Source organism: Sphingomonas sp. P4_G3 (genome assembly GCF_056401105.1).
Genome location: NZ_JBFUJZ010000003.1, coordinates 286,724 through 300,091, shown reverse-complemented (window position 1 = coordinate 300,091; position 13,368 = coordinate 286,724). Strand labels below are relative to the sequence as shown.

The window sequence follows — 13,368 nt, the reverse complement described above, 5'->3', positions numbered from 1 at the left end:
CGCGACCAGCGCGATACGAGCGACCTAGGCCGGATCCCTCAGCACAGCTCCTCGATCACGATCTCCACCGATCGCACATCGGCTTCGTCCACGCTCTGCTTGCCGAAATGCTGTTCGTCCTCGATGTTGATCGTCGTCATGAAAGTCTTCATCTTCAATATCTTCGTTATCTTGTCGCCTGCGACCAGAACCTGATCGCGGAACACTGAAGATCGGTCATTTTTGGCCTCGGACGTCGTTTCGGCATGATAGATATCCTGAAGCGACAATGCCCGCAGGATAGCCAGCGGATCGCACGATACCGGTTTGCCCAAGCTCAGTGACATTATGGTGCAGGACATCTTGAACCCGGCTTTGCCCGACTTCGCCTGATCGAGGATCGTGTCCATCGCGTATGTAGCGCGGCCGACCGAGAGCAGGCTGCCCTCCGTGATCAGATGCCGGAAGTCGCGAAATGCCACGCAGGCTTTGTCCCGGTCGCCTCCGGCGGCGGATGGCCGCTTCCACAGCCCGTATCTTGTTTCGACCTTGAGATCGTCGTCCCACTTTTCCTTCTCGAGAATCGCGCCACGGATGATCTTCGGCGCGACAGTGTACACGGCGACCCTGCAGAGCGTGTCACCATAGGGCCTGGGCGCCCCGTAGAATTCGATCGGGCCGTCCTGCCAGCCCCTGGCCCGGTCGTCGGCGATCAGGTTGCGTCCGACACGCTGCAACAGCTTCGCGCCGAGTTCGGCGCTGCTGCCCTTTGGCGGCGGTGACGTCGGCTCGGGTATCGGGGTTTCTGCGGACATCGATACCGAAATCGATGCAGGCGGGGCGGGACGGGATACGAATGCCCATGTCGTGACCGCTCCGACCACTATGCCAAAGACCATGATCGCGATCTTTGAAGCGAGGGAAGCGAGGCGCATGCCTGGATGCTAACGGCTCGGTACCGGCTCGGCCAGCGAAGATGGCGCCAGTTCGTTCGCTTGCAATGACGGTCCCGCTCCACGATGGAGGGTAATTCGAGAATATTGTTCAATCCAGCCCGGCGCGGATCGCCGCACCGGCGACGAACGGCGCTCCCGCGACCAGCACAAGGCTGACCGCCGCCAGCAGCTTGAGCGCGCCGACGCCGCCGTCGAGGCTGCCCGCGCCGAAGATCAGCAACGGCACCGCGAGCGGCAGCAGTAGCAGCCCGGCGATCGCGCCGGCGCCGCGCAGCCCCGCGACCAGCGCCCCGGTTGCCAGCGCGAGCGCGGCGAGGCCTGGGGTGCCGATCAGCAGCCCGATCTCGACCCGGAGCAGCGTCTCGGTGGATAGGTTGAGCAGGGCCGCCGCGGGGAGCGCGGCGAGCAGGATCGGCGGGGCGAAGGCGAGCCAGTGCGCGATCAGCTTGGCGAAGGCGATGGTCGCGGCGGATTGGCCGCGCGTCAGCAGTTGGTCGATCACCCCGCTGGCCAGATCCGGCGCGACGAGGCGTTCGATCGGGATCAGCGCGGCGAGAAGCGCTGCCGCCCACAACACGCCGCCGCCGACACGCGCGAGCAGCTTGGCGTCGGGGCCGATCGCGAACGGAAACAGGATCGCGACGAGCAGGAAGAACGCCACCGGCAGCAACGCGCCGCCGCCGATCCAGGCGCGGCGCAGGTCGCGGGCGATGAGGAGGACGAGAGCCGAACTCATGCCGCCGGCTCCAACTGAGGTAGGTGCTGCGAAAGATCGATCGCGAGGGCGTCCGGCAGCGTGATCGGCGTGTGGCTCGCCACCAGAACCGCGCCGCCCGACGCGCGATGCTTGGCGAGCGCCGTTTCGAGCAGACCGAGCGCGGCCTTATCCAACCCGTTGGCCGGCTCGTCGAGCAGCCAGAGCGGTGCGCCGCTAGCGATGACGCGCGCAATCGCGGCCCGGCGGCGCTGGCCAGTCGAGAGCAAGCGGACGGGGATGTCGGCGAGATCGCTCAGCGCAAGAGCGTCCAGTGCGGCCGCGACATTGTCCGCTGCTCGATCGAGCAGCGCCCAAAAAGTGAGTGCGCGGGCCAGCGGCAATTCCTCGTCGAGCGAGGGCTGGTCGGTCAGGAGGGCACGCGCCGCGTCACCGGTGATGCGACCGGCGGCGGGGGCGAGCAGCCCGGCGGCGAGACGGATCAGGCTCGACTTGCCGATGCCGTTCGGGCCGGTGACCAGCGCCGCTCCACCCTGCTCCAGCGTGAAAGACAGGCGCTGGAACAGTGCCCGTCCGCCGCGAATGCAGGTGACGGCGTCGAACGCGATCAGGGTCACGCGTCGTCCTCGAGCCGGTGCATATCGTCGTCGCTCAGGCCGAAATGATGCCCGACTTCGTGGATCACGATGTGGCGGACGAGCGTCGTCAGATCCTCGCCGTCCTCGATCCATTCGTCGAGGATCGCGCGGCGATAGAGATGGATGCGGTCGGGTACCGCGCCCGACTCCATCGATGATTTCTCGCCGATCGGGCGGCCATGATAGACGCCCGTGAGGTCGAACGGACTTTCGATATCGAGCGCCTTCAGCGTCTCGTCATCGGCGAAATCCTCGACGATCAGCACGATCTCGCCGAGATGGCGGCGAAACGCGTCGGGCAACGCCGCGAGCGTTCGGCGCGCGATCGCCTCGATCTCCTGTGCGCTTGGCGCGACATGTGCGCCCTCTTGCCCGCTCATGACGAGCGGCATAGGCCGTTATCCATCGCGGCGGCAAGCAAGGGAGAAAGCGATGGTCGAACAACTGAGCGACGAGGAACGCGGCGAAGCGCTCGATGAACTCGACGAATGGGATTATGACGAGGGCCGCGACGCGATCAGCCGCAGCATCACCTTCGGCGATTTCAGCGAGGCGTTCGCGTTCATGACACGCGTCGCGCTGTTGGCCGAAAAGCACGACCACCATCCGGAATGGTCGAACGTGTGGAACCGCGTCGACATCACGCTGACCACGCACGACGCCGGCGGATTGTCGCACCGCGACATCGCGATGGCGGAGGCGATCGATCTGTTAGTCGACTAGCGATGGGATTCCGCCGCCATTGCGTGGCCGTTCCGCTTAGCGGATGTCCTCATAGCCCTTGGTGGCGGGCTTGCCGCGGAAGACGATCGAGAAATAATTGAGGAAATAGATACCGGCGATCTTGGCGAAGCCCTGTTTCTTCATCCGCCGTCCCGAGGTGGGCATGACGAACCGCGGCGAGAACAGCACTTTGCCCTGTTGCTTGGCGCGCTTGGCGATGTCGACATCCTCGCCATAGAATTCGATCGAGCTGTCGAACCCGCCCATCCGCTCGAGCACGTCGCGCGGAATGGCGAAATTGCCGCCGACCATCATATAGCCGGTAATCCCGTACAACGGCCGCGCCGCGACGAACCATCCGCTCGAAATCTTGTTACGCAGCCCGCTGAGGTCGTAAAAGCTGTACGGCCCGGACAGGCAGGCCAGATTCTTGCGCTTGCCGAACTGTTCCCAGATCTGCTCGATCCAGCCCGCCGGCGGGTGCGTATCGGCATCGACATAGGCCAGGATATCGCCGGTCGCCTCGAGGAAGCCGCGCTGGCGCGCCCGGGTGATGCCCTTTTCGGGCTCGAACACATAGGTGACGCCGGGATAGCGCTCGATCACTTGCCGCGTGCCGTCGGTGCTGTTGTTGTCGACGACGATGATTTCGGTCACCTTGCCCGCGACGTTGCGCATCACCGCATCGAGACAGGCGGGAAGATATTCCTCCTCGTTATAAGCGGGGATGATGAGGCTGATCGTCGGCCTTCGCTCTTGGGTCACGCCGGGCATAAATTCGCTAGTGCCGCAATATCCGCTTCCTGGCCAGAGCAAGAGCGAACGCACCGAAGTCGGGGATGTTCACCGGGCCGATTCCCGTTCCCGATCCCGCACCAATCGATCTCGCGACGAGCGCCATAGGCCGCGCCCGGTGCGTCGTCAAAGCGCCAGCGACCACGTCTGGCCGACCAGGTCCTTGCCGAAGGAATGGTGCGGCGTTTCGTCGACCAGCACGAAACCGGCTCGCTCGTAGATCGCGCGCGCGGCGGACAGGACGCTGTTGGTCCACAGGTCGAGCCGTTTGTATCCGACCGCCCGCGCACGGTCGATGCACGCCGCGACCAGCATCTTGCCGACCCCCGTGCCGCGCGCATCGCGCTCGACATAAAGCAGGCGCAATTTGCCCACGTCCGGCTCGTCGCCATGAACCAGGAAGATCGAGCCCGCCATCCGCCCGTCCATCTCCGCGATCCAGGCCGCGTCGCGGTCGGGATCGAAGGACTGATGGAAGTCGGCGAGGATGCGCGCGACCAGCGCTTCATAGTCGCCGTTCCAGCCATATTCCTCCGCGTAGAGGATCGCCTGTCGCGCGGTCACCATGCCGAGGTCGCCGGGCCTGAGTCCGCGCAGCACGGGCCGGGGCGTGGTATCCTGTTCGAATATCCGGGTTATCGTCCTCGCCGCGGAGAGCATCGCCGCGCGCCGGAAGGGCGGCAATCCGTCCAACAGCGCGCCGACCGCGCGCTGCGTATTGCCTTCCAGCGCGGCAAAGGCGGCTCGGCCCGGCCCGGTGAGCGACAGCAATTGGTGGCGGCCATGCGATGGATCGTCACGCATCGTGACCAGGCCGCGATTGGCGAACCGCTTGATCGTGCGACTGATCTGCGCCGGGTCGAGCCGGAGCACGCGGGCGATTTCCGCCGCGGTTGGATCGGTCCGGTTGGCCAGTTCGTAGAGAATCCGCGCTTCACTCAGGGTGAACGGGCTGTCGTCGAGATGGGCGTCGAGCAGTCCCAACTGCATGGTATATACGCGGTTGAAGCCGCGCAGCGCGGCCACGTCCCGCTCGTGTCGAACCGTCATGTCGCAACAATCCATTATGTTGATCGAATCAACACTATAGAATCATGACTGAGTCAACAATCCCTCCCGGCGGACAGAATGGGGAGGTCTGAATGTCGATCCACCTAATCCTTGCTGCCGATCCCGCGCCGCATCATCTTCCTGAGCTGGCCTGGCATCCAGCGGGCGGCGAATTTCATCCGGAACGCGGTCTTGCCGACATAAGTGTGGACGGCGTCGCCATGAACCGCATTCCACGCGGCATCGGCGACGTCGGCGGCGCTGCTCAATTCGAGTCCGGCCGCGGTCACCGATTCGCGGATATTGCGGTTGCTGCCGTCGACCGGCACTTGGAGCAAAGGCGTGTCGATAAAGGCGGGAATGAGGGCGCGCACCTTGATGCCGTCGCCATACCATTCGCCATCGAGCGCCTCGGTCAGCGAACGCACGGCGAACTTGGTCGCCGAATAGACCGACAGGCCGGACGTGCCATAGATCGCCGAGGCTGAGGCGGTGTTGAGCAGGCACGATCCCGGCGTCTTGGCCAGATAGGCATGGCCGATCTTGGCGCCGTTGAGCACGCCGACCAGGTTGATCTGGACGACCCGGTCGAGATCCTCGAAGCTCATCTCGGTGATCCGCCCGCCGGTGCCGATCCCGGCATTGTTGAACAGCACGTCGAGCCGGCCGCCGGTCTTGGACGTGAAATCGTCGAGATCGTTCTTCCACGAATCGCGATCGCGCACGTCCATGATATAGGTGTCGCTTATCCCCGTAGGCAGCAACGCGGCGGTCTCGGTCAGTCCCTTGGCGTTGACGTCGGCGAGGCCGACCCGCCAGCCCTCCCGCGCGAACCGCTGTGCCACCGCGCGGCCGATGCCCGATCCGCCGCCGGTGATGAAGATTGCTTTGGTCGTCATTCCCCGCCCTTTTCGTACCGTCGTCATGCCGGGCTTGTCCCGGCATCCACGGAGCCTCTTGGCCCAGGATTGCGGCACAGTGGATCCCGGGACAAGCCCGGGGTGACGAATTCGAGCGTTTGACCCTGTGGCAATCGTTCCGCACAACGTCCGCGTGAGTCTGCCAGGCCCATCCGTCGCCCTTTCCGGCGTGACCAAGAGCTACCCCGGCGGCACCGTCGCGGTCGACGACGTGACGGTCGAGATCGCCGGGGGAAGCTTCGTCGCGCTGGTCGGCAGCTCGGGGTCGGGCAAGTCGACTCTGCTCAAAACGATCAACCGGCTGATCGAGCCGAGCGCGGGCAGCATCGCGATCGACGGGCAACAGATCGATACCGAGGACCGGTTCCGACTGCGGCGGCGGATCGGCTATGTCTTCCAGAATATCGGGCTGTTCCCGCATTTGACCGTCGCCGAGAATGTCGCGATCGGGCTCAGGCTGGAGGGAGAGAAGGACCCGCACGCCCGCGTTGCGGAACTGCTCGGGCTGGTCGATTTGCCGGCGGACTTCGCGACGCGCATGCCCGATGCCTTGTCAGGCGGGCAGCGCCAGCGCGTAGGTGTCGCGCGCGCCTTAGCGACCGAACCCAGATTGTTGCTGATGGACGAGCCGTTCGGCGCGCTCGACCCGGTCACGCGCGATCAATTGGGCAACGCCATCCGCGCGCTGCATGATCGGCTCGGGCTGACCACGATCATGGTCACGCACGACATGGCCGAGGCGCTGCTGCTCGCCGACCGCGTGCTGGTCATGGACAAGGGTCGGATCGTCGCTGATGCGGTGCCTCGGGCGCTGTTGGCCGGTGAAGGCGGCGCAGCGGCGCAGGCGCTGGTCGCGGTGCCGCGCGAACAGATGAAACGGCTCGGCGCGCTGGAGGCGAGCGCGTGATGGGTTCCCCCCAAATCCTCCCCGCTTGCGGGGAGGGGAACCAGCCGGAGGCTGGTGGAGGGGGGGCGCCACCGGCTACATCCCTGGAGGCCTACCCCCTCCACCACCGGGCTGCGCCCGGCGGTCCCCCTCCCTGTGCCGGGGAGGAGTTTTAGTGGTCGACTTCCTCGACGCCCTTGCACGGGTCCCCGATCTCCTCGCCCAGCATCTGTTGCTGGCGATGAGCGCATTGGTGCTGGGGATCATCCTCAGCCTGCCGCTCGCGGTTTGGTCGGCGCGGGTTCCTTCGGTCGGTCGGATCGTGCTCGGCTTCGCGAGCCTGGTCCAGACGATCCCGAGCCTGGCATTGCTCGCTCTGTTCTATCCGATCCTGTTGTCGCTCTCGACGCTGGTCGGCGGCGGAATTCCTGCATTGGGCTTCCTTCCCTCGCTCCTCGCGCTGACGCTCTACGCCTTGCTGCCGATCCTCAGGAACGGCGTGACCGGGCTCGCCGGGATCGATCCGGCGGTGATCGAGGCGGCCGATGGTGTCGGCATGACCGCGTGGCAGAAATTGCGGCTGGTCGAGACGCCATTGGTCGCGCCGGTGCTGATGGCCGGCATCCGCACGGCGGCGGTGTGGACGATCGGCGCGGCGACACTGTCGACCACGGTCGGTCAGCCGAGCCTGGGCGATATGATCTTCGCCGGGCTGCAGACGCAGAATTGGGCGTTGGTGCTGGCGGGGTGCACCGCGGCGGCGGGACTGGCGCTCGCGGTCGATGCGCTGCTCGGCGTGATCGAGCGCGGCATCGCGCGGCGCAAACGGCTCGGCGCATGGATCGCGTTCGGTCTGCTCGCGCTCGGCGTCGTGATCGCCTTGCTCCCGGTGCTGCCGGTGCGGCAGGAGACGGTGACGATCGGCGCCAAGGGCTTCTCCGAACAATATATCCTGGCGCGGATGATCGGCCATCGGCTCGAGGCGGCGGGCTATCGCGTGCGCTACAAGGAAGGGCTGGGATCGGGCGTGATGTTCGCGGCGCTGACGTCGAGCGATGTCGATGTCGCGGTCGATTATACCGGCACGATCTGGACCAACGAGATGAAGCGGACCGACACGCCGCCGCGCGATGCGATGCTGGCGGCGATCCGCAGCTGGCAAGCGAAACAGGGTCTCAATCTGCTCGGACGAATGGGGTTCGAAAACGCCTATGCCTTCGCGATGCGCGGCGATCGCGCCGAGGCGCTGGGTATTACCAGTCTCGACGATCTGGTCGCCAAGGCGCCAGACCTGCAATTCGGCGCCGATCTCGAATTCCTCGAACGCCCCGAATGGAAGGCGGTGCGCGCCGCCTATCCGATCCGGTTCGGGTCGGCCCATGCCTATAATCCGACCTTCATGTATCGCGCGCTCGAAAGCGGGCAGGCGGACGTCATCTCGGCCTTCTCGTCCGACGGACGGATCGCCGCTGACAAGCTGACCGTGCTGAGCGATCCAAAGGGGGCGATCCCCAATTACGATGCGATCCTGACCATCGCTCCGCGCCACGCGAAGGATGCGCGGATGATCGCGGCGCTGAAGCCGCTGATCGGGCGCGTGCCGGTCGAGGCGATGCGCGAGGCCAATTACATGGTCGATCGCGATGCGGGGAAGGAGAGCCCAGACGCGGCGGCGCGGTGGCTGGAGAAGAAGGTGGGGTTGTAGGGATCTCGGCGACGACATTCTCCCCTCCCTGAAAGGGAGGGGATCAAGGGGTGGGTGTAGCGTCGGGCGAGGCTCGATGCCTCGTCCGGCGCTCTCTAGCGATCGGCCAATGAGTCTTTACGGCGCGCAGACGCGTGCACCCACCCCCAACCCCCTCCCTTTAAGGGAGGGGAGTTAGTTGGGGATTGTGCAGTAGCTGGCCTCTCGCCGCGTCGGACGGCGCCGTTGGCGCCGCCGGCCGGGCCGAGCGCCGGGCGGGAAATAGCGCCGCTATTTCCCTGCACTCGGCCTTAGAAGAACACCTTTCTCACGCTCAGCCGGATTGTCCGGCCCATCGGGTCGAGATAATCGGGCTGATAGCTGATTGGCGTGCTGCCGTTGGCGTCGCGGACGCGTTGGCGCGAATCGAGGACGTTGTTGAGCGCCAGGGTCACCCGCATCCCGGCAGCCCAGGGGTTCTTCTTGAGGAACTTGAGCTGCTGGGTGAGGTCGGCGAACAACCGCAGGTTGATCGTCCCCAGGCTCGAAAAATCGAGCGGGTTGGGATTGCCCGGACTGCCGCCCAGCACATGCGTGCCGCTTTGCCAATCGGCCGACAAGCGGACGCCCAGGCCGTTATTGGAATAGCCTGCCTGTGCCTCCAGTTCGTGGCGCGACTGGCCGCCTTGCCCGATCGTACCGCCATTGAGCAGGTCGACGACCGGGAGCGTCGGCGAAAGCTCGACGCGGTCGGTGAAATGCCAGGTGTGGTAGAAAGCGAATTGCAGCCGGCCACCGCCGCCGCCGAACGCACCACGACCGCCGCGCCCGCCGCCGCCGCCGAAACCACCGCCGCCGAACCCGCCACCGCCAAAGCGTCCGCCACCAGGACGGCCGCCGCCGGCCGCACCATCCTGGGGCGGGGTACCCGTCGCGTTGGGATTGCTGCCGTCAGCCGGCGGCGTGGTGGCATTGGGCGTGCCGCCGTCACCCGGGGGTGGACCGCCCGCGCCCTGCGGCCGCTCGCCAAAGCGGCGGTTGTTGGGCAAGCGCAGGCCCTGGAACGGGTTGGGGCCCTTGCCGGCGCGGAACGCCTCGATTTCTTTCTGCAACTTGGATTTGAGCGGATGCGAGAAATTGAAGCCCCAGCGCAATTCGGACCGGTCGGTGCGCGCGAAGTTCACCGTGCGCGTATCGATCGCGGTGAGGTCGCCATCGGCGTCGCGCGTGAAGCGGTCGGGAAAGGCGGCCTCGACCGCGGCAGTCGCCGACGGCAAGCCGGCGATCGCGTTGCGCACGCTCGACTTCACGTAATTGGCGGTCAGCGTGAAATCGGTCTTTTCCCACGGCTTCAACGTCAGGCCGATCTTCAGCGTATGCTTGCTGTCGGCGTTGAGGAAGGGGTTGCCGCCGGTCGTGCTGGTGACGCTGACCGTCTCGCCCTTGATATAGTCGAACACGCGGACGTTGGGCGTGACGACGGTGGGATTGGCAAGCTGCGCGGCGGACGGGGCATCGTCCTGGTCGGTCACCGAGGCGATGAACCGCACGCCCTGGATCGGCTGCCAATTGGCGCCGTATCCGCGGGTGGTCAGCGTGCCGAAGTCCGACAATTGGTGCACCGCGTAATTGCCGTTGAGCGACAGGTCGCCGATGAACGCCAGGACGTGCTTCGATTTGCTCGCGATCGGCACGTCGAGATTGATTTGCCCCGAAGCTTCGTTGCGCGTGGTCGATCCGCTGGTGCTGACCAGCCCGCTCTGCGAGTCGAGGCGATACGACTGGCTGTCGAGGCTCGACAAGGAGCCGCCGACCCGGATCGCGGTCGAAATGTCGCCGGCGGGCAGCTTGAGCAGCTTGCCGTTGACCAGCGCATCGACGCCGCCGCTATTGGAGGTCGATTGCCCGCGATTGGCCGGCGCCACCGCATAATCGAGCGGATTGATCGGTCCGAGCGGATTGAACGTCGGGTCGCCGGCATCGAGCCGGGCTTGAAGGGCGCTGACGTCGAACCCCGTCTCGCTGAACGTCTCGCTGTCGACGCGATCGTAATTGGCGGTCAGCGACCAGCGCCATTGCGTCCCGAACTGGCCGTTGAAGCCGGTGCCGAGATGATAGGTCAGCGCCGAATTGCGCTGCTTGAGCGGATCGTAGCCGGTGGCGACGCGGTCGATCTCGACATCGCCGGCGGAGGTGGAAAACGGATTGCCCGCGGGCAAGGTCAAATCGAGCGTCGGCAGACCCTGCGCGCCGGTCGATTCGGTATATTGGAACGTGCCGTTGATCGTCGCATTCACCTTGCCCAGCGGCCGGGCGTAGACCAGGTTCGTCTGGAAATTGCGGCTCGACGACAAGAGCGTGCGATAGGGCCGCTGGTCGAAGCCCGGATTGAGGTCGATCGTTCCCGGCGTGGCCTGCTTGGTCACCGGCGGCAGGATGTCGCGTTCATTCTCGTAGAGCGGCGAACTGTCGGTATAGCCAGCGTGCAGGCTGAAGCGGTTGTTGCGGCGGATCGTGACGATATCGCCGGTCACCGATGGCGTGTTGCGGCCGCCTTCGGTCGCGACCTGGTCGCCCAGTTCGGTGGTGATCGACTTGAAGCGCTGGCGCAGGACGATGTTCACGACCTTCTGGTCGGCGGGATAGCCGTATTTGAGCGCGACTTCCTCAGGCAGGATATCGACGCGCGCGATCGCCTCGGTCGGCAGATCGCGGATTTCGGCGAAGCTCGAGATGCGGCGGCCGTTGAGCAGCACGACCGGCGCGCCGCCCGACCCGCGATCGCTGCGAATCTGCGGAGCGAGCTCGTTGAGCAGGTCGCTGACGCTGTTGACGCCGTACGAGCGGACATCGGCAGGCCCGAGCGACTGTTCGGGCGGGATATCGCCGACTACCGCGCCGGGCAGGCTGCGCGAGCCGGTGACGACGATGTCGTTCTCATCCGCGCTGTCGTCGTCCGATTGCGGCGCAGATGCGGGCTTCGACTGCGGAGGCGCCGGGTTCGGCGCTGGGGCAGGCGCGGTTTGGGCGTGGAGCGCGACGGGCGCGCTGCCGGCAAGCAATAAGACGAGGCTGATCGAACGACGCATTCATTATCCGCTACTGGTCGGGAGCAATGCAGGCCACTACATTCGAATTGTCGCAGAATTGTGCCGTTCCGGTGCCTTTGTAGCGGCGGGTCTGTCCCGGGGAGAAGGCGATGCGGATCACCGTCAACGGCGAAGCGCGCGAGGTGGAGGCGGACGTTCGCACCACCTTGCTCGACCTGTTGCGCGAACATCTCGGCCTGACCGGCGCCAAGAAGGGATGCGATCACGGCCAGTGCGGCGCGTGTACGGTGCTGGTCGACGGGCGGCGGATCAACGCCTGTCTGAGCCTGGCGGTGATGCACGAAGGCGACGAGGTGGTGACGATCGAGGGACTCGGCACGCCCGACCAGCTCAGTCCGTTGCAGGCGGCGTTCCTCCATCATGACGGTTTCCAATGCGGTTATTGCACGCCGGGACAGATCTGCTCGGCGACTGCGATGCTCGATGAAGTCGCCCAGGGCTGGCCGAGCCATGTCAGCGACGATCTCGATCATGTCGTGTTCGACGATATGGAGATACGCGAGCGGATGAGCGGCAATATCTGCCGCTGTTCGGCCTATCCGACGATCGTCGCGGCGATCCGCGAGGTGGCGGATGCCAAGCGCGTGGCGGAGGCCGCGGAATGAAGCCATTCGATTATGCGCGGGCCGCGACCGTCGAGGACGCCTTGGCCGCCGGCGCGGACGGTGGGCGTTATATTGCCGGTGGGACCAATCTGGTCGACCTGATGAAATTGCAGGTCGAGACGCCGGTCAGGCTGGTCGACATCAGCCGGCTCGCACTCGATGGCGTCGAGCAGATCGCTGGCGGCGGCGTGCGGATCGGCGCGTTGGTACCGAATAGCGATCTCGCCGCCCATCCGCTGATCCGTGCGCACTATCCGATGCTGAGCCGGGCCCTCTTGGCGGGCGCGTCGGCGCAATTGCGCAACAAGGCGTCGACCGCCGGCAATCTGCTGCAGCGGACGCGCTGTTATTATTTCTACGAGACCGCGGCGGCCTGCAACAAGCGCGAGCCGGGCAGCGGGTGCGACGCGATCGGCGGGTTCAACCGCATCCATGCGGTGCTCGGTGGATCGGAATCGTGCATCGCGACGCATCCGTCGGACATGGCGGTGGCGTTGCGCGCGCTCGACGCGGTGGTGGTGACCGCGCTGCCTGACGGCGAGGAGCGGCGGATCGCGCTCGGCGATCTCTATCGCTTGCCCGGCGACACGCCCGAGATCGAGACCAATCTCAGACCCGGCGAACTGATCGTCGCGATCGAGCTGCCCGCGCCGCCACCTGGCCGGCAACTCTATCGCAAGGTGCGCGACCGCGCGTCCTATGCCTTTGCGCTGGTGTCGGTCGCGGCGGCGGTCGCGGTCGAGGATGGTGTCGTCACCTCGGCGCGGCTGGCGTTCGGCGGGCTTGCGTCGATGCCGTGGCGCAGTGCCGAAGCCGAAGCCGCATTGGTCGGCAAGCCTGCCGGGACCGAAGCGTTCGAGGCAGCGGCCGACGCGCTGCTGAGGGCCGCGCGCGGGTACGGCCATAACGATTTCAAGATCGTGCTTGCGCGGCGCACGCTGATCGCCTGCCTGCGTGACCTCACGGCGTAGCGGGCTGGTCGGTCGCCGCCATCTCGACCGGCTGGCGGCCTTTCCAATTGGTACGTTCGGCACTCTTCCAGGCGGCGTGAAGCCTGGCGTGACCCATGCCCAGGCCAATCCGGTCAGCGGTTTCGGCCCAATCTTCGCCGATTGCGGTAAGGCGGACATTGGTCGGCCCCGGTGGTAGATCGTCGACCCAGCCGCTGATTGCGGTCGGATTGAACAACGCCAGTCCCAACGTTGCCAAGGCGACGATCACGCCCGTCCATTTGAGCGTTGCGTGGCCGTCATCGTCTTGGTCGGGAAGATTGGCGGGGAATTCGTAGAGGTCGGACATGATCGGCT

14 protein-coding genes are annotated in these 13,368 nt (G+C 65.7%); 5 read left to right on the top strand and 9 right to left on the bottom strand.

All coding sequences use genetic code 11. The annotated features are described in order from the left end of the window. Positions 1 to 38: 38 nt before the first annotated feature. The 4 genes from AC1DQQ_RS09510 to AC1DQQ_RS09495 all read right to left on the bottom strand — a co-directional run bounded on the left by AC1DQQ_RS09510 (position 39) and on the right by AC1DQQ_RS09495 (position 2,680). Positions 39 to 914 (bottom strand): hypothetical protein, encoded by an 876-nt coding sequence (locus AC1DQQ_RS09510; protein ID WP_478042548.1) that lies wholly within the window; start codon positions 912 to 914, stop codon positions 39 to 41. 109 nt (positions 915 to 1,023) lie between these two features. Further along, positions 1,024 to 1,671 (bottom strand): heme exporter protein CcmB, encoded by a 648-nt coding sequence (locus AC1DQQ_RS09505; RefSeq protein ID WP_478045008.1) that lies wholly within the window; start codon positions 1,669 to 1,671, stop codon positions 1,024 to 1,026. Further along, positions 1,668 to 2,267, bottom strand: a complete 600-nt coding sequence (ccmA, locus tag AC1DQQ_RS09500; RefSeq protein ID WP_478042545.1) for a heme ABC exporter ATP-binding protein CcmA — start codon at positions 2,265 to 2,267, stop codon at positions 1,668 to 1,670. Before ccmA ends, AC1DQQ_RS09505 begins: the two co-directional genes overlap by 4 nt. Next, positions 2,264 to 2,680: a metallopeptidase family protein gene (locus AC1DQQ_RS09495; protein ID WP_478030824.1), complete on the bottom strand. Its 417-nt coding sequence runs from the start codon at positions 2,678 to 2,680 to the stop codon at positions 2,264 to 2,266. The genes ccmA and AC1DQQ_RS09495 overlap by 4 nt, the downstream gene beginning before the upstream one ends. Positions 2,681 to 2,720: 40 nt before the next feature. On the opposite strand from AC1DQQ_RS09495, the gene AC1DQQ_RS09490 reads away from it, so the two are divergent. Then, positions 2,721 to 3,011, top strand: coding sequence for a 4a-hydroxytetrahydrobiopterin dehydratase (locus tag AC1DQQ_RS09490; protein ID WP_478030823.1), 291 nt, complete (start codon positions 2,721 to 2,723; stop codon positions 3,009 to 3,011). 36 nt (positions 3,012 to 3,047) lie between these two features. Here AC1DQQ_RS09490 and AC1DQQ_RS09485 read toward each other — a convergent pair whose 3' ends face one another. The 3 genes from AC1DQQ_RS09485 to AC1DQQ_RS09475 form a co-directional block, all read right to left on the bottom strand. Further along, complete coding sequence (locus AC1DQQ_RS09485; protein ID WP_478030821.1) at positions 3,048 to 3,776, bottom strand: glycosyltransferase family 2 protein; 729 nt, start codon at positions 3,774 to 3,776, stop codon at positions 3,048 to 3,050. A 156-nt stretch (positions 3,777 to 3,932) separates the two neighbouring features. Further along, a complete protein-coding gene (locus AC1DQQ_RS09480; RefSeq protein ID WP_478030820.1) occupies positions 3,933 to 4,856 on the bottom strand; it encodes a bifunctional helix-turn-helix transcriptional regulator/GNAT family N-acetyltransferase in 924 nt (307 codons plus the stop codon). A gap of 104 nt (positions 4,857 to 4,960) precedes the next feature. After that, complete coding sequence (locus AC1DQQ_RS09475; RefSeq protein ID WP_478042544.1) at positions 4,961 to 5,755, bottom strand: SDR family oxidoreductase; 795 nt, start codon at positions 5,753 to 5,755, stop codon at positions 4,961 to 4,963. A gap of 190 nt (positions 5,756 to 5,945) precedes the next feature. Here AC1DQQ_RS09475 and AC1DQQ_RS09470 point away from each other — a divergent pair, with 190 nt between their 5' ends. Continuing rightward, on the top strand, positions 5,946 to 6,683 hold the full coding sequence (locus AC1DQQ_RS09470; protein ID WP_478030816.1) for an ATP-binding cassette domain-containing protein: 738 nt from the start codon (positions 5,946 to 5,948) through the stop codon (positions 6,681 to 6,683). Between the two features lie 220 nt (positions 6,684 to 6,903). After that, positions 6,904 to 8,367 (top strand): ABC transporter permease/substrate-binding protein, encoded by a 1,464-nt coding sequence (locus AC1DQQ_RS09465; RefSeq protein WP_478045276.1) that lies wholly within the window; start codon positions 6,904 to 6,906, stop codon positions 8,365 to 8,367. A 290-nt stretch (positions 8,368 to 8,657) separates the two neighbouring features. On the opposite strand, the gene AC1DQQ_RS09460 is transcribed toward AC1DQQ_RS09465, so the two are convergent. After that, positions 8,658 to 11,435 (bottom strand): TonB-dependent receptor, encoded by a 2,778-nt coding sequence (locus AC1DQQ_RS09460; RefSeq protein WP_478045007.1) that lies wholly within the window; start codon positions 11,433 to 11,435, stop codon positions 8,658 to 8,660. Positions 11,436 to 11,545: 110 nt separating this feature from the next. On the opposite strand from AC1DQQ_RS09460, the gene AC1DQQ_RS09455 reads away from it, so the two are divergent. Then, positions 11,546 to 12,061, top strand: coding sequence for a 2Fe-2S iron-sulfur cluster-binding protein (locus AC1DQQ_RS09455; RefSeq protein ID WP_478030812.1), 516 nt, complete (start codon positions 11,546 to 11,548; stop codon positions 12,059 to 12,061). Beyond that, the gene (locus AC1DQQ_RS09450) at positions 12,058 to 13,032 is read left to right on the top strand and encodes an FAD binding domain-containing protein (RefSeq protein ID WP_478030811.1); all 975 of its coding nucleotides are present in this window, start codon (positions 12,058 to 12,060) and stop codon (positions 13,030 to 13,032) included. The genes AC1DQQ_RS09455 and AC1DQQ_RS09450 overlap by 4 nt, the downstream gene beginning before the upstream one ends. On the opposite strand, the gene AC1DQQ_RS09445 is transcribed toward AC1DQQ_RS09450, so the two are convergent. Beyond that, positions 13,022 to 13,360, bottom strand: coding sequence for a hypothetical protein (locus AC1DQQ_RS09445; RefSeq protein WP_478030809.1), 339 nt, complete (start codon positions 13,358 to 13,360; stop codon positions 13,022 to 13,024). The two genes, AC1DQQ_RS09450 and AC1DQQ_RS09445, sit on opposite strands and share 11 nt — an antisense overlap. Positions 13,361 to 13,368: the final 8 nt, after the last annotated feature.